Annotated in this window: 15 protein-coding genes; 8 read left to right on the top strand and 7 right to left on the bottom strand. The window is 60.4% G+C overall.

Translation table 11 applies throughout. The features are described 5' to 3' along the window. The first annotated feature begins 20 nt into the window (after positions 1-20). Genes KXJ60_RS20205 through KXJ60_RS20195 form a run of 3 tightly spaced genes read left to right on the top strand, consistent with a single transcriptional unit; the run spans position 21 to position 5,825 of the window. Positions 21-698, top strand: a complete 678-nt coding sequence (locus KXJ60_RS20205; RefSeq protein WP_291131911.1) for a hypothetical protein — start codon at positions 21-23, stop codon at positions 696-698. 35 nt (positions 699-733) lie between these two features. Then, positions 734-2,701: a site-specific DNA-methyltransferase gene (locus tag KXJ60_RS20200; protein WP_291131909.1), complete on the top strand. Its 1,968-nt coding sequence runs from the start codon at positions 734-736 to the stop codon at positions 2,699-2,701. A gap of 13 nt (positions 2,702-2,714) precedes the next feature. After that, positions 2,715-5,825, top strand: coding sequence for a DEAD/DEAH box helicase family protein (locus tag KXJ60_RS20195; RefSeq protein WP_291131907.1), 3,111 nt, complete (start codon positions 2,715-2,717; stop codon positions 5,823-5,825). 91 nt (positions 5,826-5,916) lie between these two features. On the opposite strand, the gene KXJ60_RS20190 is transcribed toward KXJ60_RS20195, so the two are convergent. The 7 genes from KXJ60_RS20190 to KXJ60_RS20160 form a co-directional block, all read right to left on the bottom strand. Next, complete coding sequence (locus KXJ60_RS20190) at positions 5,917-7,143, bottom strand: site-specific integrase (protein WP_291131905.1); 1,227 nt, start codon at positions 7,141-7,143, stop codon at positions 5,917-5,919. A gap of 298 nt (positions 7,144-7,441) precedes the next feature. Beyond that, positions 7,442-8,923, bottom strand: coding sequence for an oligosaccharide flippase family protein (locus KXJ60_RS20185; RefSeq protein WP_291131903.1), 1,482 nt, complete (start codon positions 8,921-8,923; stop codon positions 7,442-7,444). Beyond that, positions 8,920-10,428, bottom strand: coding sequence for an O-antigen ligase family protein (locus tag KXJ60_RS20180; protein ID WP_291131900.1), 1,509 nt, complete (start codon positions 10,426-10,428; stop codon positions 8,920-8,922). The genes KXJ60_RS20185 and KXJ60_RS20180 overlap by 4 nt, the downstream gene beginning before the upstream one ends. A 108-nt stretch (positions 10,429-10,536) precedes the next feature. Next, positions 10,537-11,379 (bottom strand): CpsD/CapB family tyrosine-protein kinase, encoded by an 843-nt coding sequence (locus tag KXJ60_RS20175; protein ID WP_291131898.1) that lies wholly within the window; start codon positions 11,377-11,379, stop codon positions 10,537-10,539. A gap of 40 nt (positions 11,380-11,419) precedes the next feature. Beyond that, a complete protein-coding gene (locus KXJ60_RS20170) occupies positions 11,420-12,961 on the bottom strand; it encodes a Wzz/FepE/Etk N-terminal domain-containing protein (RefSeq protein ID WP_291131896.1) in 1,542 nt (513 codons plus the stop codon). An 11-nt stretch (positions 12,962-12,972) separates the two neighbouring features. Further along, the gene (locus tag KXJ60_RS20165; RefSeq protein WP_291131894.1) at positions 12,973-14,073 is read right to left on the bottom strand and encodes a hypothetical protein; all 1,101 of its coding nucleotides are present in this window, start codon (positions 14,071-14,073) and stop codon (positions 12,973-12,975) included. Then, a complete protein-coding gene (locus tag KXJ60_RS20160) occupies positions 14,070-14,630 on the bottom strand; it encodes a polysaccharide biosynthesis/export family protein (RefSeq protein WP_291131892.1) in 561 nt (186 codons plus the stop codon). The genes KXJ60_RS20165 and KXJ60_RS20160 overlap by 4 nt, the downstream gene beginning before the upstream one ends. Before the next feature lie 291 nt (positions 14,631-14,921). On the opposite strand from KXJ60_RS20160, the gene KXJ60_RS20155 reads away from it, so the two are divergent. The 5 genes from KXJ60_RS20155 to KXJ60_RS20135 all read left to right on the top strand — a co-directional run bounded on the left by KXJ60_RS20155 (position 14,922) and on the right by KXJ60_RS20135 (position 19,338). Next, positions 14,922-15,473 carry a serine acetyltransferase gene (locus KXJ60_RS20155; protein WP_291131890.1) on the top strand — a complete coding sequence of 184 codons (552 nt, stop codon included), beginning with the start codon at positions 14,922-14,924 and terminating at the stop codon, positions 15,471-15,473. Positions 15,474-15,748: 275 nt separating this feature from the next. Further along, positions 15,749-16,690 (top strand): glycosyltransferase, encoded by a 942-nt coding sequence (locus KXJ60_RS20150; RefSeq protein ID WP_291131888.1) that lies wholly within the window; start codon positions 15,749-15,751, stop codon positions 16,688-16,690. A gap of 16 nt (positions 16,691-16,706) precedes the next feature. Next, on the top strand, positions 16,707-17,276 hold the full coding sequence (locus KXJ60_RS20145; protein ID WP_291131886.1) for a hypothetical protein: 570 nt from the start codon (positions 16,707-16,709) through the stop codon (positions 17,274-17,276). After that, the gene (locus KXJ60_RS20140) at positions 17,273-18,478 is read left to right on the top strand and encodes a glycosyltransferase (protein WP_291131884.1); all 1,206 of its coding nucleotides are present in this window, start codon (positions 17,273-17,275) and stop codon (positions 18,476-18,478) included. Before KXJ60_RS20145 ends, KXJ60_RS20140 begins: the two co-directional genes overlap by 4 nt. Beyond that, positions 18,475-19,338 (top strand): glycosyltransferase family 2 protein, encoded by an 864-nt coding sequence (locus tag KXJ60_RS20135; RefSeq protein ID WP_291131883.1) that lies wholly within the window; start codon positions 18,475-18,477, stop codon positions 19,336-19,338. The genes KXJ60_RS20140 and KXJ60_RS20135 overlap by 4 nt, the downstream gene beginning before the upstream one ends. Positions 19,339-19,494 lie beyond the last annotated feature (156 nt).

Below are 19,494 nucleotides of genomic sequence, written 5' to 3'. Positions count from 1 at the left end.
CCGCACCACACGACGCCAACATGGCACTGAACACGCTGGGCCGGGCGCTTGCGCGAGCCGATGAGCTGGATGAAGCCGTGATGGCGGCCATCGCCGCCGAGCAGTACAGCCCCTACGACGGCTCCACACGCATCAACGCCAGCGTCAGTGCCGCCTGCGTGGCACTGGAGCATGGCCGAGCGCTCCGCGTACTGATAGCACAAGGGCTGCCGACAGCGGCGCTCAGCCTGCTTCGCCTGCAGCTTGAGGCCCTGACGCGCGCCGTGTGGCTGCTCTACGCGGCAACGGACCTCTCGGTGGAGAAGCTCGCCGCCCCCCTGTCGAAGGACACCGAGGCGGCGGCCAACAAGCTCCCGATGCTGGCTGACATGCTCAAACAACTGGCAGCCAAGCCGGCCGCAGCGCAGCCACTGCTCGGCCTGCAGGCGTTTAAGGACAACAACGCGGCCGCGCTGAACTCCTTCGTGCACGGTGGCATTCACGCCCTGCACCGCTATACGCAGGGTTTTCCTGCGCCGCTGCTGATCGGCGCCGTGCGCAACTGCAACGGCCTGCTCTTGATGGCTGGCATGATGCTGGCTGTATTGGCTGGCAACCAGCCCATGGTCCGGCGCGTCAGCAGACTCCAAGTCGAGTTTGCCGCCGATCTGCCGCCGTCCCTGCCAACCCACGCATGTGCCGATGGCACCGTTAGTTGAGCCCCTGATCACTGAAGTCGAAGAAGAACGAACCCATGTCCATCCAAAAGATCGAACCCGGCATGCCAGAGAGCCAGAGCGCCGACGTCCTGGCCGACAACGTGGCCCGGCTGAAGGCCGTGTTCCCTGAGTTGGTAACCGAAGGCACCAACGGTCCGGCCATCAACATCGACGTGCTCAAGGCCCTGGTCGGCGATGCCACGGCGACCGACGCGGAAGAGAAGTACGGTCTGAACTGGCACGGCAAGCGCGCTGCGCGCCAGCTCGCCCTGACGCCCAGCGCCGGCACACTCCGCCCCTGCCCCGAGGAAAGTGTGGACTGGGACAGAACACAGAACCTCATGATCGAGGGCGACAACCTCGAAGTGCTGAAGCTGCTGCAGAAGAGCTACGCCGGCAAGGTCAAGTTGATCTATATCGACCCGCCGTACAACACAGGAAGTGACTTCGTCTACCCCGACAACTTTCAGGACAACCTCCAGCACTACTTAGCGCTGACCGGCCAAGTTGAGGGGGGACGGAAAGTTACCAGCAATACAGAAGCCGGTGGTCGGTTCCACACCCACTGGCTGAACATGATTTATCCGCGGCTGATGCTTGCGCGAAACCTCCTCCGGCCAGACGGACTGATCTTCGTATCCATCGGTCAGCGCGAAATCCATCACCTCGTGTCTGTCTGCGATGAAATCTATGGCGAGGAGAACAGAATAGGAATCGTCGGCCGATCCATGAAGACCGGCGGGAACAGTGGCAAGTTTTTTTCTCCAAACTTGGAATTCATCCTGGCGTACGGGAGGTCGTCAGACGAGGCCAAAGGCTTCAAAACCCGCCTAAGTGATGCGCTGAAGGAAGCGGTCTACAACCAAATTCAGGAGTCGGGATCTAGAGCCGGACAGGCATATCGGACCATGGGCTTGTATCAGGCCTCATTGACCTTGGGCCGATCAAAGAATGCTCGCTACTTCATTGAGTGTCCTGATGGAAGCAAGTGCATCCCCCCCGAAGGAAAGCGTTGGCGAGTTGTGGAGTCAAGCTTTCTCGACATGAAGGCGGCAGAAGACATCGTCTTCAAGCAAACCGATACGTCCCCCTTGCTTGACGAGCACGGCAAGCAATCGAAGTGGAATATCTATACGAAGATTTGGCTGAGCACTCGGGAAGAGGAAGGGCAGATTCCCGTAGACATTCTCACGAAGTATGAGAACAGACACAGCGCAAAGGAGCTGAACGAGCTTGGCGTTCCATTCCCATTCGCAAAGCCCACTGGCCTAGTACGCCATCTGCTTGAGATTTCTCAGACAGGCGGGGACGATCTGATCTTGGACTTTTTCGCCGGGTCGGGTACGACCGGCCACGCCGTCATGGCACAGAACGCAGCCGATGAGGCCAAACGTCGTTTCATTTTGGTTCAGTTGCCTGAGGCCTTGGACGAGCACGACGAGGAGCACAAGGCTTCTATCGAGGTGTGCCGAGCTAGCGGCCGGCCTGAAAACCTTGTTGAGTTGGCAAAAGAGCGGCTTATTCGGTCTGCGAAAAAGGTTCGTTCAGAGAATTCTGAATGGGAAGGCGACACCGGGTTCCGAACCTTGAAGCTTGCGCACTCCAATATTCGCCCTTGGGTGGCGAATACATCAGATGTGGCAGCTAGCCTCTTGGGTCAACTGGATCACGTTGATCCGGGACGTAATTCGGACGACGTTCTTCACGAACTACTTCTTAAGCTCGGCCTGGACCTTTGCGTCTCAGTGCTTGTCCGGACCATCGCCGGCAAGACTGTTCAAGCCGTTGGTGGGGGCGTGCTAACTGTGTGTTTGGACAAAGTCATCAACGTGGACGAAGCAGAGCCCTTGGCGCTCGGCATTGTGGCCTGGCGCAAAGAACTCGCGCCAGCCGGCGACGTAACGTGCGTGTTCCTTGACAGCGCTTTTGAAAATGACGTAGCGAAGACTAACCTGGCTGCCATCTTAGAGCAGCACGGCATCTCCAAAGTGCGCAGCTTGTGACGAAGGGGCTGCAATGAAACTTCATTTCGAAGCGAACCTCTCCTACCAGTCCGAGGCGATCAAGGCTGTCTGCGACCTATTCCGGGGGCAAGAGATCTGCCGCACCGAGTTTACGGTGACGGTGCGTGCGGCGCGTACCTCCGATGACCTAGCGGCCACGCAAGGCTCGCTGGACGGCATGTTGGCCACCGAGCAAGGGGGCATCGGCAACCGCCTGACCCTGCTGGACGAGGAGATCGAAAAAAACCTGCGCTCGGTTCAGTTGCGCAACGGTGTGCCGCCCTCCGCCAAGCTGTCGCCGGACTTCACTGTGGAGATGGAGACGGGCACTGGCAAGACCTACGTCTACCTGAAGACGGCCTTCGAGTTGAACCGAAACTACGGATTCACAAAGTTCGTGATCGTGGTGCCCTCGGTCGCCATCAAGGAAGGCGTCAACAAGACACTGCAGATCACGCGCGAGCATTTCGAGACGTTATACCCTGGCGCCAAGGGCTACGAGTTCTTCCAGTACGACTCCGGCAACCTGAGCAAGGTGCGCAACTTCGCCACAAGCCAGAACGTGCAGATCATGGTGATCACCGTCGGCGCGATCAACAAGTTCGGGGACGAGCAGGAAGCCGCGCTGGAGGAAGCAGACGAAGCCCTCCGCCGCGAGAAAAGCAAGAACGTCATGTATCGCGCCAGTGAGAAGACAGGCGGCGAGAAGCCCATCGACCTGGTGCGCGCCACCCGACCCATCCTCATCGTGGATGAGCCGCAGAGCGTGGACGGCGGCATTGATGGGCGCGGCAAAAAGGCGCTTTCGCGCATGCACCCGCTTTGCACGCTGCGCTACTCGGCCACGCACGTAGACAAGCACAACATGGTGTACCGGCTCGATGCAGTGGACGCCTATGAGCAAAAGCTGGTCAAGCAGATTGAGGTGGCATCGGCCACCGTCGAGCAGGGGTTCAACAAGCCCTACTTGAAGCTGATCGGCATCAGCAACAAGCGTGGCGTGGTGGCCGCCACGGTGGAACTGGACGTGCTGGGGAAGGCTGGCAGCGTCCAGCGCAAGGAGGTGCTGGTCCAGGATGGCGACGACCTGGAGCAGACCACGGGCCGCGAGGTTTACGCCAACATGCGCGTGGGTACGCTGCGGGCGGCCACCAAGAGCCCCAAAATCGATGGCCTGATGGAACTGCACCTGCCCGGTGGGCAGGAGTTCCTGCGCGTGGACGACAGCTGGGGTGGAGTGGATCCGCTGGCCGTGCAACGCGAGATGATACGCCGCACCATCAAGGAGCATCTGGACAAGGAAAAGCGTCTGCGCCCAATGGGCGTCAAGGTGCTGAGCCTGTTCTTCGTTGACGAGGTAGGCAAGTACCGCGTCTACGACGAGCAAGGCAACCCGCAGAAAGGTGTGTACGCCACGATCTTCGAAGAGGAGTACCAACGCTGGGCGCGGCACCCCGACTACCGCAGCATGTTCAACGAGGTTGACCTGAGCGCGGCTGCACACGAGGTGCACAAGGGCTACTTCTCGATCGACAAGAAGAAGGTAGGCGGCAAGACGGTGGAGATGCTAAAGGACACCAGTGGCAGCACTGCGGCCGACGACGACACCTATAACCTCATCATGCGCGACAAGGAGAAGCTGCTCAGCTTCGCCTCGCCGCTAAAGTTCATCTTCAGCCATTCGGCCCTGAAGGAAGGCTGGGACAACCCCAACGTCTTTCAGATCTGCAACTTCAGCACCCGATCCACTGAACGCTGGCGCCGGCAGACCATCGGCCGTGGCCTGCGGCTGTGCGTGAACCAGGAGGGACTGCGCTTGCGAGGCTTCGAGGTCAACACGCTGACCGTGATTGCCAACGAGAGCTACCAGCAGTTCGCAGACAGCCTGCAGAAAGAGATTGAGGAAGACGGCTTTCAGTTCGGTGTGGTGCCTGACCACCTCTTCGCGGGCGTGGCTGTCCAGCAAGCGGACGGTACGCCGAGGCCGTTGGGCTTTGACGCGTCCAAGGTCCTGGCCGAGCACCTGCGAGCGCAGCGGCTGATCGACGCCAAGGGCAAGGTGCAGGACAGCCTGCGCCAGGCCATCAAGGAAGGCACCCTATCGCTGCCGCCTGAGCTGGAAGCTCAGCGCGCTCAGATCCTTGAGCTGCTGCGTAAGGTGGCCGGCAAGCTGGAAATCAAAAACGCCGACGAGCGACGCCAGGTGCCGGTGCGGCGCGCAGTGCTGGACAGCCCCGAGTTCAAGGCGTTGTGGGACCGCATCAAGTTCAAGACCACCTACCGGGTCCACTTCAACAACGACAAACTGATCCGCGACTGCATCGCCGCGGTGATCGCAGCGCCGCCTATCAGCAAGGTGCGCCTGCAGTGGCGTAAGGCGAACATGGAGATCGGTCAGGCCGGCATCGTGGCCCAGGAGACCGCTGGCGCTAGTGTCGTCGTACTGGACGAAGGTGACATCGAGCTGCCGGACATCCTGACCGAGCTACAGAACCGCACCCAGCTGACGCGTCGCAGCATCGCGCAGATCCTGGTCGAGAGCCATCGCCTGCACGACTTCAAGCGCAACCCGCAGCAGTTCATCGAGATCGTGGCTGACGGTATCAACCGCTGCAAGCGCGTCGTGCTGGTGGACGGCATCCGCTACCAGCGCCTGGGCGATGACCAGTACTACGCGCAGGAGCTGTTCGAGAAAGAAGAGCTGACCGGCTACCTGAGGAACATGCTGCAGGACGCGCAGCGCTCGGTCTACCAGCACGTCGTCTACGACTCCGAGGTCGAGCGCGACTTCGCCGACCAGTTGGAGAAGAACGACGCGATCAAGGTATATGCCAAACTGCCGGGCTGGTTCAAGGTGCCCACCCCGCTGGGCACCTACAACCCCGACTGGGCCGTGCTGGTAACGACGCCCGATGGCGACCGCCTCTACTTCGTCGTCGAGACCAAGAGCAGCCTCTTCGACAACGACCTGCGCAACACCGAGAGCGCCAAGATCGAATGCGGCCGCGTGCACTTCAAGGCGCTGGCTGTCGGAGACAAGTCCACTATTTACGACAAGTTCAAGGATGTGGCGGGCTTAGTGGAACATGCCCAAGCGTTTGGAAGTACGTCTCACCTACCCTAGACGCAAAGTAGCTGGTGGCCAGGGCAGTGGCTGAACCGCCTTACAAGCGCCGAGACCAAGCAGGCCAGTTCTCGGCGTTCGAAACGGTGGGTTAGCCCTTCAGAAAATCGCTGATCGAGGGTTTTTTCTTTCCCGCGCAATAGCCCGCCCAGTCGGTCATCATCTGTCGGCGCTTCTCCAACGCATCGCCTCTGCGGTATGCGGCTTCGACCTTGTTGTCCAGCGCGTGGGCAAGTGCTTGTTCAGCGAGTTCTCTGGGGTAGTGGGTTCGCTCGCCAGCCCAATCGCGAAATGTGGACCGGAAGCCATGCGGAACGGCATCGACCTCCATGCGCCGCATGACCGCAGTCAGTGACATGTCCGAGAGCTGCCCACCTCGTGGAGCGTAAAAGACGTGTTCGCCCTTCTCGACTCGCGGCAAGGCCTTGAGCAGTTGTAGTGCCGCCGATGAAAGCGGCACCCGGTGCTCCTTTCCAGCTTTCATGCGTTCAGCGGGCACGGTCCAGATGCCAGCTTCCAGATCAACTTCAGACCAGGAAGCACCGCGCACTTCGCCACTTCGCGCAGCGGTCAGAATCGTGAATTCCAGCGCCCGCGCAGCCATGCCGTCGCGCTTGCGCAGATCCGTCATGAAGGCAGGCATCTCATCGATGGGGAGGGCTCGGTGGTGCTCGACTTTCTTGACTTTGCTCGGCGCCGCCAGCAAGTGATCAAGATGCCCTTTCCAGCGCGCCGGGTTCTCCCCACTCCGGTACTTGCGCACAGTGGCCCAGTCCAGGACGCTTTCAATGCGGCCACGCACACGGGACGCGGTCTCGTTCTTGGTCTTCCAGATGGGTTCGAGGACCTTGAGGACTTGCTCCTGACCGACATCGCGCACGTGCAGCTTGCCCATGACGGGATATACGTAAGCCTTCAAGGTTGCCTCCCACTGGGCACGGTGTTTGGGGCTTTTCCAGGAGTCACCGTGAGCTTCGATGTAGGCAGTAGCCGCTTGCTCAAAGGTTTTCTCACTCATTTGCTGAGCGAGCAACTGGCTCACGGCGGCTTTGCGTTGGGCAATTGGATCAATGCCGTTGCTGATTTCATCTCGCGCTTGCCGGGCCTTCTCTTTAGCATGAGCCAAAGGAACATCCGGAAAGCCACCTAGCCCCATATGCCTGCGCTTGTCACCAACCATGAAGCGCAAGACCCAAGACCTTGCGCCAGCGTCGTTGACATACAGGTAAAGTCCCGCGACGCCGCCAACGGCGTGATGCCCCGCAACGCGCAATCGCCCGACCTCCAATGCTGACAGTTCTTTTGCTTTTCTGGCCATGATGCCTCATGTTTTTATCTACCATCCTTTCTACCATAGTAGGTTGGATTGCAGAGGATTGAATTGGATCCCTTGAGACGGTGCGCAGGCGCATCTCAGAGGGGGGAGTCTAAAAATTTGGACTGTTTGGGATCGATTTGAATCCCTGCTTGGCAGACGCCCTCTCCGCCAAAAATCAGGGATCAACGCTCGTCAGAGCTCCGGTTGATCACACAAAGGCCTCGGATCCGCAAGGAGACGAGGCTTTTTTGTTGGTGCGCGATGCAGTGCAAGCGCCCCCGCCAAAAATCGCCGGCTTTCACCGCCTTCTGACAAGCGGCAGCAAAAACCGCACGAACAAAGGCGCAAACAACAGCGTGACCACGACGCCCAACACGGCGAGCCGCCAGAACGGCTTCAAGTCTGAGATGAGTGGTGCATGCTCGACCAGCCACCAACCGGCGAGCGAAACGGCCAAGAAAACAACAAACATGCCGATCTCGGATCGGGCGTTGCGCAAGCCCAGCTGGCGCCCAAGCACATGGCAGACCAGCCAACGCAAAAACTCGCTCAATGTCAGGAAGGACGCTGCCACCAGAATATTCAGGTCAAACACCGCAACAAGGAGCAGCAGGCACGCGAAGGTCGCGACCTTGGTCGCATTGCTAAGGGCGGACCATTTGGGCCGGCCTGCCGCCACAAAAGTGGCCCCGTACATCGTCTCCAGGCAGCTGAACCAAGCGCCACACGCCAGGATGGGCAGCAGCATGCCACCCATGGTGTAGCGGGTGTCGTAGGCCAGCGCAAAGAAGCTGGACGCACCCGAAGCCAGCAAGGCGCAGAGGAAGCTGGACGACGCCATCATGGCCGTGCGCGTGCGCCCGAACGCCTCGGGCAATGACATGCCCTCCTCCAGCATTCGGGAGTACCAGGGGAACAGCACGCTCCACTGCAGCTTCCCCGCCAGCGTGGGCACGATCACCGCCAGGCTCGCAGCGATGGAATACACCCCCACTTCGGCCAAGCTGAATATTCGCGGCAACGCCAAGCGATCCAGCTGAATGGCCAAGAAGGTCAGCAACGTACTCAGAAACACCCACTTCCCAAAAGAGATGATGGTCTTCACCACCTCAGGAGCCCAGCGGAATCGGGATCTGGCGCCTTCCAGCATCTGGTAGGTGAGCACCGTGTGGAGTACAGAAGACAACACGGATGCCACAGCCAACGCATAGGCGGACCGGTAGTGCCAGGCGAGCAGCAACATCACGCCCATGTTGAAGGGCACGACAAGAAACTCGATCTTGGTCACCTCCTTGATTCGCAAATGCCTGGCTGCGGTCATGACCTTGGCTGATTGCAGGCCATCGATCAGCGACGTCAGTGCCACGATAGGGATGAGGTAGAGCAGCTCATAGGCTTTCGGGTCGTTCGCACCGTAAAAACGCGAGAGCGGCCACGCGAGTGCAACTGCGACAAGAAAGAGAAGGATGCCCCTCACCACCTGAAGGGTCCACGCCGTGTTCAGGAAATCGGGCTCATCGCCCTGGGGGTGCTGGACGACGTTGGTTTGCAAGCCAATGTCCGAGAACATGGCCAATCCCATCATCACGGCAAGCACGATGGCCATGAGGGCAAAAACTTCCTCGAACAGGATCGAGGCAAGGACGACATTGGCAGCCAGTCGCAAAAATTGCCCAAGCCCGAAGCCCGCCACAATCCAGAGCGTTCCGGATCGTGCACGACCACCAAAACTTTGCGGTGCAGGCGCCTCAGCGGTGCCTGGCTCAGGGGATGAGCTCATCGACGTTCACGCATCTGGTGGACTCTGGTTTTGGATTTCTGCACGGCGAAATACGCGCATGAGATGCCCACCAAAGAGAAATAAATGGTGGGCACTGCCGTGATTCCGCTGACGGTAAAAATGATGAACATGACACTGATCACAGACGCCAGCAAGGCCCGACCGAGCAGCAGCCCGTCTGTGTCCTTGAATTGACGGGCCCAGCGCATGCCACGCCTGAGCTTCAGCAAGGCACCCAAGAACATGCCGACAAACAGGCTCAGCCCGACCAGTCCGGCATGCAAGGTGACGCCGAGGTAGCTGTTCACAATGTCAATGATGCCCTCCCCCTGTCTCATGACCTCCAGCTCGGGGGCAGACATGAAATCCGATGCGCCAAAAAGAGGGTTGCGTTCGATCACGATCAGCGAAACGTTCAAAAGATCGGCTCGGTACTCCACGTTGTCCTGCTCCTGGCTGCCAATGAACGGGAGCAAGTTGATCAACTGCTGGCCGAAGTCCGTGGCAGACAGCGCCAATAGCAGACACGCTCCCACCACAGCGCCTTGCAGCATGCGTTTGACAGGGTTTGCGCTCGTGAGCAAGAAAACGAAAAGCAGCAGCATGGCTCCCACCCATGGTCCCCGGGACAGACACGCGAGCACGCCAACGGTCAGGCCGAGCCAGCCGAGCCAGCGTTTGGCTCGGCCTTCAATCAGGCTCTGCAGGTAGAGGTAGCCACCTGCAGCCACCACCACCACATACCCCACCACAATCGAATCCATGACGGTGACTGCGGGCCGGATGAAAATACCTCGCGTCTTGTAAGCACCGAACGTATGCAGCCCCAGCGCTGCGGTGGCTGCTTCGTAGAGCTTCCAGCTGCGCAGCACTTCGATGGCAGCCAGGACTGAGAGCAAGACACCCCCCAGCGCCAACCCCGCCAGAGCGTGACGGAAGCCCTCGGCATCCTTGATGCTCCGGCTCGCCACGTAGTAGGGCAAAAAGAAGTCGATCCAGAGCAAGAACGCCGCGCGCGTGTCACTGGTGAAGTTCCCTTCACGGTAGCTCAACACCGTGTTGAGAACCAGGTAGCCGACAACCAACCAGTCAACCAGCGTCTTGGAGTAAGGCCTTGCCGACGACTCCATTGCCAGGCGCCAGGCACAGGGCAGAAGAAAGGCGAGCGCCAGCAGCCTGTAGTGGTCCAGGATGAACAGGTGGTCGATGACGCCCATGCCGGGAATGGGCGCCGCCGCCGGAGGTGCCGCGAGCAGAAGCAACAGGTAGAGGCCAAAGGCATGCACCTCTCGCCGACCGACCACCATCAGCGCAATGACCATCACGCATACGTAGATCCAGAAGCTGTGCGCGAGGAACCACGCCAACGTCGTCACATACCAGAGCACCCGCCACCGTGCAAACGTGGCTGCAGGGATGATCTGCACGATGGCTGGACGGACGATCCACCACACCGTTGTGCTCAGCACAAGCACAACGATGAGCGCGCGTATATGCTCAGGCACGTCTGGATCCAGTCAGTCGATGATTTAAGACGCGCTGCGTGGCGCTCGATTCAAGCGTGCCCAACGCGAGGTACAAATTGGGCGGAGTGCAAGCACAAGACCGGGCGCTCAGTAATAGGAGTTCCTGACAGGTGCATCGTCCTTGTTGAGCACCACACCCAACAGGTGAAACTTCGAGAGCCGACCCATGGCCTCCTCGATTTCCTTCTTGGTGGACACGCCATTGCCCACCACCATCAGCACGCAGTCCACTCTCGGAAGCAGCGCCAGAACATCGTCGGCCGCCAAAACCGGTGGCAAGTCGACCACCACAATCCGATCTGCGTAGTTTTCGCGCAGCTCTCCCATGAGCGCACCCACACGACTCGACCCCAGCAGTTCTGCGGAGCTGGGTACGGGTCTCTGCGTGGGCAGCACCACAAAACGTGGGATGCCAGGATTCACCATGGCCTCATCCACGCGGGCCTGCCCCGCCAAGACCTGATTCAGCGACACGTCCCGCTGCAGGCCAAGCATGCTGGCGACGCGTGGTCGGCGCAGATCAAAGTCGACCAGAAGGGAGGTTCTGTTGGTTTGTTGCGCAATACCGATGGCCAAGTTGATGGCGACGACGGTTTTGCCCGACTCCATGGTGGGCGAGGTCACGGCGAGCGTTCGCCAGCCGTTTTCATCCATCTTCTGAAGAACCTGCGTTCGCAGAAAGTCAAACGCCCAAGAAGCAGGATGCAACTTCTGATGGGCGACGATGCGATGCCGCTCAAGATGCGCCATATCCAGCTGCACCACAGGCGTTTGCCTGTACTGTATTTCCGTGTCCAATGCCGCGGGCAACTCGGTCGCGGAAGATTTGAACGGCTTGGCAGCAACCGGATTCCGCGCGGACGGCGCAGACTGCTCTCGCACAGGGCTCTGGTTCTTGGCCTTCTCGATGGCCTCTTTGATGCGTTCCATTAAACGACCGTTCCTCAGTCTAGGCGATAGATAACAAAACTCAGCGCGTTCTGGTGCGGAATGCACCCATTAACGTCGCAAAGACCGAGCGTTCGCGAGATGTTCCGACGGCTGAACCGTCTGCATTGATGTCGATGTACGGGATCACCGCAAGCGGTTGCTGGTTCACCGCGACGGTCAATGCGTTGGCACCCCACACGCGTGCGAGCAACATTTCCAGCAGGAAGGCCACACCCAAGGCAGCGACAATCGCGGCGAAGAAGCCGGCTGCCACCACCTTTTTGCGGTTGGGCTTGAGGGGATACTCGGCCAGCAAAGGCGGTTCAAGCAACGTGAACTTTTCGGCCTGCTGCCCCCCTTCGAGGTTCTCCACCACCTGGGCAGACAACAACTGGGTGCGCAGCTCTTCGTACTTGGCTTTCGCTGCTTCGTAGTCGCGCTGCAGCACGGCCAGTTGGCGTTCAAGTTGAGGCGCCCTCGCGGCTTGTGCGCGAAGCTGCCCGATGCTGCCCCTCAGAGACGACTGCTGGCTGGCCAGCAAATCCGCCCTTGACCGGGCCGCCTCCACCTGCGCTTCCAGGCGAGAAATCGCCAGGCTGGCCTGCTCACGTGCCGCATTGCGCGCTGGCGTCTGCGCGCGTGATTCATTGCTCACGGCTTGTTCAAGGCTGGGGATTCGCCGAAGAAGCGATCGCACATCGGGGTGGTTGTCGGAATAAATGGCCCGCAGTCCGGCAAGCTCGGTTCGAGCGCGCTCGAGCTCTTGCTCCGTTTGGCTTGGACCGACCTCTGCGCCAGCACCAGGAGCCACCACACCGCGTCTGGCGGCGCTCAAGTCCACCTGCAACGAGCGCAACTCATTGAGTGCCAGGCGGTGATCCCGTTCGACATTGCGCAGGTCGGCTTCGAGGCTCGGCAATCCCACAAGGCTCGATGCCGCGCTGTCGGGCATTGCTCCGCCCTGCTGAGACTTGAAAGTCGCGATCTTCGACTCAAGCGACTCAAGCTCCTTGCGAACACGCTCGGACTCGGCGGTCAGGAATTCCGTGGTCCGCGAAGCCTTGTCCACGCGATCCTGGCGGTTGCTGGCGAGATACATGTTGGCCAGCTCACGGGTGACCGCGAGTGCTTTCTCAGCGTCTCCGTGCTGAAAAGACAGATTGAAGGAGATGGCAGACGGTCTTGCATCCCAAGGCTCAGCGGCTCCCCGCATCAGTTCGAGCTTGATGCTTGCGCGCATCGCTTTGACCACATCGGTGTCAGAAAGCCGCTTCTCACCGCCACCGGTGAAAAGCTGGTGCTCTTCCGCAACTCGCGTCAGATTCTCACGGGTCATCAACCGCTGGCGGATGAGGTTGACGCGATCCTCTGGCCGCGGCCGCGCAGCGCCGTCTTCCACGGCGACCTTCACCTGCGGCCCCTCTACCAATATGGTCGCTGTCGACTCGTAGATCCGCGGCAACACGAACGCGAGGACAACGGATGCGGCAAGAACGGCCCCAAACGCCAAAATCATGACCAGCGCCCGGCGGCGCAAGATCGAAAGGTAGTCGTGCAGACTGAGCTGGTAGTCACCAAACATGAATATCGCCTCTAGCGGCCAGAAAACAAGTAAACCAGCCCCGCCCGGACGGCCCAGCCGCGACCCGTTGCCCCGACCACATCCGTCGCCCGTCGGTCTTCAACGCCCAGAACGGAAGACCACCGCTCCGCCAGTTCGTTCTCAAGCGTGACACTGATCACGCTACCCGTGCCGCTCGTGAAGCCGACCGACCGGCTGCGCGACGCAGTGGCTGCCACGGTCGCTTTGTCGGTGAGCTGGTACGCGACGCGCAAACGCAGCGCTTCAGTGCGCGCGTAGCCTGCGATCGTGCCAACGGGTTCCATGTCGCGAGCCCATTCCACGGCAGTCGAGATCCGACTGCCCGCATAGTTCAGACGGAGGCCACCGACATTGTCCGACCTCTTCTGTGTGCTGCCGGTGCGCGCTTGCCCACCAAACACGGTCAGCGACCAATCGGGAGCGAGCTCGCCCGTCATGCCGACGAGCAAACGATTCAATGTGGATGTGGCACCAGCGCCCGACGGCGTCAACCGCGCGTGGGCGGGCTCGATGAAATACGAGGTCCGCTCCGACGCTTCCCACGAAAACCGGCTGTTGATCTCCTGCTCCCGGTAGCCCCGGAGCAACGGCGTGTCGTAGCTGACGCGGTTGTCTTCAAATCCGAGGGCCATCCGCGTGCGTGCCGTCAGCTCTTTGGTCCATGTGGCACCCGCCAACACCGTGCGCTCCCGGCTATCCACAGTCACGCGGCCAAAGTCTTGCAGTTCCGTGTTGCGCGTGGCGGACTCGGCCAGGCTGGCCCGCAATTCAAGGCTCGCCGTCGGCCACGTGTATCCCCACGTATAGCCAAGGCTCGGGTAATCGCGACTGGCCAGCAACTGCGTGTTGCTCGATCGCTCAAGCACAGCGCCCAAGGTGAAACGAGAGCGAATTCGATCCCTTTGCGTCTCGTATTCATAACTCGGCAACAGCCGCACCACCGTCGCACCACCTGGGCTCACGTTGGAAAGCAGCGGATTCTCGATTCTCTCGACTTCAGCGCCGAGTCTCACGGACTGCTGAGCGTTCGCGGCGCTGCCCCACAGGGCGAGGGCCGCGCACAAAAAGGTGTGTGCCTTCATCATGTTCAAGGCACCAGAATCGTGTCACCGGGCAGCAGAACCACATTGGTTTCCAGAGAGCTGCCGCGCATCAAATCGTTGTAGCGCACTGGCAAGACCGTGGACCCACCACTGGTCTGGCGCAACACCCGGATCGAGTTCGCGTCCGCGAACCGGTCCACACCGCCCACCTGGCTGAGCACCTGCAGAACCGTGGTGGATGGCGACATCAGCGTCACGAGCCCAGGAGTGGCCACCTTGCCCAGCACATAAACGCGGCTGCCGTCGATACCCGTCACCGCAACGGTGACCACCGCTTCAGGGATGTACTCCTTGATCTTGCTGGTGATGCGCTGCTCCACTTGAGGGGTCGTCAGTCCCGCAACCTCGATACGACCGGCCAAAGGAAACGTGATGCTCCCATCGGGCAACACACGCACTTCCATGCGCAGCGCCTCTTCCTTCCAAACCGACACGGTCAGCGCGTCTCCATGACGCAGCTGGTAGGGTGTGGCGGACTGCGCCCCTGCGGATGCACCGACAAGAAGCAGCCACAAGAACAGGATCGATTGCAGTGCAGATTTCATGTTGGATATTCCTAGGTATGTGAACGACCGGTGCGGCAGCCCAGTGCGGCTCTTTCAGACTGAAACGATGACGCAACGTGATCAACGCGACGACAGCATGAGTAAGATGCACTGCATCTCGCATGGGCCGTGTCACAATTTGTTGCTACGCAGAGGATGTTAAACCAATGCTGGTAGCAACTGGTGTGAATAGATACACAATCCGCGCCTGCACTTCTTGAACGTGGTCAACAGAATATCCGCCCCCAAGCACCGGGCACTTTGCAGGCAGATGCAAGGATGAATGTCGCGATGAATGACCCCAAGCAGCCCGCCGAACCCTTGAGCGCCTCAGCCCCCGACTGGCAGCGCGAACAACTGGCCCCGGGGGAATGGAATCCTGGCAAGCGCCTGTTGAAGAGCATTCGCGACCACCAGCGCTGGCGCAGCGGAGGCGCCTGGTTGTATCCGTTGCGCCTGTGGGCCACCGCCCGGCACCGCTTCTGGAGCGCGCTCACGGGCGCAGACATCCCTGTGAACTGCCAGATTGGCGGTGGTCTCCTGCTCCCGCACCCGAATGGCATCGTGATCCACCCTGACGCTCGCATCGGCGTCAACTGCCTGATCTTTCAGCAGGTCACGCTAGGCACACTGGCTTCTGGTGGAACACCTGTCATCGCGGGTCACGTCGACATCGGTGCGGGGGCCAAGTTGTTGGGACCCGTCTTCGTGGGAGAGCATGCCGTGATCGGTGCGAATGCGGTCGTGCTGCAGGATGTGCCCGCACGCCACACGGCCATTGGCATTCCCGCACGTTGTCTGCCGCCGAAAGCACCTCCGCCGGCACCCCGCCTCGACTCCTGAGGCAACAAAGTCACACAACTCCTCATTCGGCTTGAGCGAAGCCGCTGCGCTTGGGTGGCGCCGTGCGTTGCGATGGCACACTACATCCGCTTTCTTGGTGTACCCCGAAAGTCTCTGCGTCGCGTGAGCAGACGCCGGACGGACCGCATCAATGGCGCTTACAACCACACACTGGGTGGGACCTCCTCGGACTCGAGTCAAACAGATTGGCCCACATCGTGAATACCCCACACTCCGACAACGACACAGTGCGACCCACACCGTCCGTAGGTGCCGTGGTCATCGGTCGCAATGAAGGTGATCGGCTGCGCGTGTGCCTCGAATCCGTGGTGCCGTTTATTGCCGCAGCCGTCTACGTGGACTCGGGATCCACCGACGGATCGGTGCAGATGGCTCAGGGTCTGGGGGCTGAGGTGCTCGCCCTGGATATGGCCATACCTTTTACGGCTGCACGCGCCCGAAATGCCGGCTACCGCCTCCTGATCAATGCCCACCCGCAAACGCGCTACGTGCAGTTTATTGATGGCGACTGTGAAGTGGTTCCAGGATGGCTCGATCAAGCGAGCCGGTATCTCGATGCCCATCCGGACTGTGCCGTGGTGTGTGGCCGCCGCAGAGAACGTCATCCAGAGGCGTCGATCTACAACCAGATGTGCGATCTCGAATGGGACACCCCGATCGGCGACGCGCTGAGTTGCGGAGGTGATGCGCTGATGCGCGTCGATGCGCTGGTTCAGGTGAACGGTTATCGCGACCAACTGATTGCCGGAGAAGAGCCTGAGTTGTGCGTGCGGCTGCGCAGAAAAGGGTGGCGCATTCATCGGTTGGATATCGAGATGACGCGACACGACGCTGCCATCACCCGATGGGGACAGTGGTGGCGCCGCACCGTGCGAGCAGGCCACGCGTTTGCCGAAGGCGCATGGCTGCACGGCGCATCTCCCGAACGTCACTGGGTACGAGAAACGACGCGCACGGTACTTTGGGGACTGCTTCTGCCTATCGCGATTGCCGGCCTGGTCGTTGGAGTCGACCCTCGTGCAGCCGCACTGGCATTGCTCTATCCCTTGCAGTGGGCTCGCCTCGCCTTTCGCACCAGATCGCCGGCCCTGGCTTTTTTCAGCGTGGCCGGGAAGTTTGCCGAAGCCCAGGGCGTGCTCAAGTTCGGCTTGACCAAGCTGCTGGGACGCTCCGGGCGGCTCATCGAATACAAATAGTCGTGGGGCGCGGCACATGAACGAGGGATGGATCGGAGCCTGGTCACCTGGCATCGGCGACCCCACGCCGGGCGGCTGGATCACCGTTCTGCTTTACATCTGTGCAGCGTGGGCCTGCTACAGGGTGACGCGCCGCGCAGGCCACCTCCACCGCACATTGAGCCACCACGAGAGGCTCGTCTGGGACACCCTGCTGGCTGGCATGGTCCTGCTGGGCATCAACAAGCAACTGGACATTCAATCCGCGCTCACGGAAATCGCGCGAAAGGCAGCCCATTCGCACGGCTGGTACGAGGGACGCCAGCAGTACCAGGAGGCTTTTCTTGCCGCCATGCCTGTCGTTGGTGCAACCGTCTTCGCCGCAATGGTCGTCTTGGCTTGGGGGGCGCCAAGGTCTACCTGGCTGGCGTGCGCGGGCACGGCGGGATTGATCGTATTCGTCGCTATACGGGCCGCCTCGTTTCATGCAGTGGACGAGGCACTGAGCAGACATCTCGCAGGACTGTCGTTGAACTGTATCCTTGAGATGGGTTCTCTGACGGCGATCATTGTTGGCGCAACCGCCAGAGGGCAATCACAGCCATGAAAATCGCGTACTTCATCAACCAATATCCCAAAGTCAGCCATAGCTTCATTCGCAGAGAAATCCTGGCCTTGGAGCGCGCGGGATTCGAGGTACAGCGATTCGCTTTGCGCGGCTGGGCTGACCCGCTGGTAGATCCGGACGATGTGACGGAGCAACGCAAGACGTTCTATGTCTTGCGTCATGGCTGGCAAGGTCTGATCGGGGCACTGATCGCGCAGTTTTTCCGCACGCCGTTTGCCTTCCTGCAGGCGCTGCGTCTGGCCTGGAGCATGAGTCGAGGCTCCGGCAGATCCCTCCCCTATCACCTGGTTTACGTGGCGGAAGCATGTCGAATGCTGGCTCAGCTGCGTCAACGCCCCGTCGACCACGTACACGCCCACTTTGGCACGAACTCAAGCGAGATCGTCATGCTGGCCAGGACGATGGGCGGAGCGCCCTACTCGTTCACAGTTCATGGACCGGAGGAGTTCGATCAACCAACAGCGCTTCACCTCGGGACGAAAATCGAGCGTGCGGCATTCGTCGCCGCCATCAGCTCATTCGGGCGCAGCCAACTCTACCGCTGGGTAGCACATGCACACTGGAAACGCATTCAAGTCGTGCACTGTGGTTTGGAGAAGAGCTTCCACGAGGGCGCTGAACGAACCGTGCTGACCGATACGCCCCGCCTTGTTTGCGTGGGCCGACTCTGCGAACAGAAGGGGCAACTCATCTTGCTGGAGGCCGTGCATCTGCTAAAGGGCAAGGGCGTTCATTTCGAACTTGTGCTCGCTGGCGACGGGGAAATGCGCGAGGAGCTGGAGGCGATGATTCATCGATACGGCTTGCAGGACAACGTGCGCATCACGGGCTGGATCAGCAGCCAGCAAGTGCGTGAAGAAATGTTGGCAGCCAGAGCCATGGTGCTGGCGAGTTTTGCAGAAGGCCTCCCGGTGGTCATCATGGAGGCCATGGCCCTTGGACGCCCTGTGGTCACCACCACTGTCGCGGGTATCCCGGAGCTCGTGCGGCACGGCCAGGATGGGTGGCTGGTGGCGCCAGGGGATGTCGAGGCTCTGGCATGCGCATTGGCCGAAGCGTTGAGCTGCGACATTTCCCGAATGCAGGAAATGGGCGCTCGTGCACGCCTGCGGGTGAATGCGCGCCACGACATCGACGTGGAAGCGGGCAAGCTTGCCCGGTTGTTTCGAGGACAGGCATGACACAAGCCCTCACCAGCAAGCGTGCCGCTCATGGACTTGCGATCATCGTGCCTGCCAACAATGAGGAGGCGTACCTTGCCGCCTGCCTCCGTGCGCTGTTCGGCTCTGATCCTGTGGACACGCCAGTCCAGGTGCTCGTGGTAGCCAACGCCTGCACAGACCGGACCGTGGATGTTGCTCGCTCCTTTGAATCCGCTGCTGCACGCATCGGATGGGATCTTCAAGTTATCGATCTTGCGCAGCCGGGAAAACTCAATGCACTGAACGTGGGCGACGATACTGCGGCCGGTGAGCTGCGCTTGTACCTTGATGCCGACGTTCTGGTGAGCCCGAGCTTGATCCGAATGCTGGTCGAGGCCTTGAGTGCCACTGAAGCACCTCTTTACGCCAGCGGAAGCCCGCGCATTGCCAAAGCGCAGTCTTCTGTGACTCGCGCCTACGCACGTTTCTGGCAAATGCTGCCGTTTGCTCAAAGCGAAGCACCTGGATTTGGCGCCTTCGCTGTCAACGCAGCCGGCCGTTCGCGGTGGGGCAAGTTTCCCGACATCATTTCCGACGACACCTACGTTCGATTGCTTTTCGCACCGCATGAGCGCAAAGGCGTGACAGCCACCTACGAATGGCCCATGGTTGAGGGATTCAGCCGCCTGGTAAAGGTCAGGCGCCGACAGGACCAAGGGGTCAAAGAGATCGCAGAGAAGTGGCCGCATCTGCTCCTCAACGAAGGCAAAATGGCGCCGACCCTGGGCATGGTGCTCGGCATGGCCCTGCGTGCGCCTTGGGGTTTCGTGGTCTATGCCGCGGTGACACTCGCCGTTCGGTCGAGACGCGCTTCTTCACAATGGACACGTGGTCGCTGAACAATAAGCGGCTGATCGGCCGGCCGACGCGCATGGACATCCAGTGGAACCGACTTTCTGTTCTGCGACTCAGAGGCTAAAGTCACATACGTATGCGGATATCTTCAACTCCATCGCGGCGAATCCTTGTCGGAACCGCATTGACCCTGGTCGCGG

This window comes from Hydrogenophaga sp., assembly GCF_019264445.1.
GTDB lineage: Bacteria > Pseudomonadota > Gammaproteobacteria > Burkholderiales > Burkholderiaceae_C > Hydrogenophaga.
The sequence above is the reverse complement of the archived record's forward strand: the minus strand, read 5'-3'. Positions and strand labels throughout refer to the sequence as shown.

Bases quoted from the DNA above. Each gene is read 5' to 3' on its own strand.
- KXJ60_RS20205 (WP_291131911.1), top strand. From the start codon at position 21: ATGGCACTGAACACGCTGGGCCGGGCGCTTGCGCGAGCCGATGAGCTG.
- KXJ60_RS20200 (WP_291131909.1), top strand. From the start codon at position 734: ATGTCCATCCAAAAGATCGAACCCGGCATGCCAGAGAGCCAGAGCGCC.
- KXJ60_RS20195 (WP_291131907.1), top strand. From the start codon at position 2,715: ATGAAACTTCATTTCGAAGCGAACCTCTCCTACCAGTCCGAGGCGATC.
- KXJ60_RS20190 (WP_291131905.1), bottom strand. From the start codon at position 7,143: ATGGCCAGAAAAGCAAAAGAACTGTCAGCATTGGAGGTCGGGCGATTG.
- KXJ60_RS20185 (WP_291131903.1), bottom strand. From the start codon at position 8,923: ATGAGCTCATCCCCTGAGCCAGGCACCGCTGAGGCGCCTGCACCGCAA.
- KXJ60_RS20175 (WP_291131898.1), bottom strand. From the start codon at position 11,379: ATGGAACGCATCAAAGAGGCCATCGAGAAGGCCAAGAACCAGAGCCCT.
- KXJ60_RS20170 (WP_291131896.1), bottom strand. From the start codon at position 12,961: ATGTTTGGTGACTACCAGCTCAGTCTGCACGACTACCTTTCGATCTTG.
- KXJ60_RS20160 (WP_291131892.1), bottom strand. From the start codon at position 14,630: ATGAAATCTGCACTGCAATCGATCCTGTTCTTGTGGCTGCTTCTTGTC.
- KXJ60_RS20155 (WP_291131890.1), top strand. From the start codon at position 14,922: ATGAATGACCCCAAGCAGCCCGCCGAACCCTTGAGCGCCTCAGCCCCC.
- KXJ60_RS20145 (WP_291131886.1), top strand. From the start codon at position 16,707: ATGAACGAGGGATGGATCGGAGCCTGGTCACCTGGCATCGGCGACCCC.
- KXJ60_RS20140 (WP_291131884.1), top strand. From the start codon at position 17,273: ATGAAAATCGCGTACTTCATCAACCAATATCCCAAAGTCAGCCATAGC.
- KXJ60_RS20135 (WP_291131883.1), top strand. From the start codon at position 18,475: ATGACACAAGCCCTCACCAGCAAGCGTGCCGCTCATGGACTTGCGATC.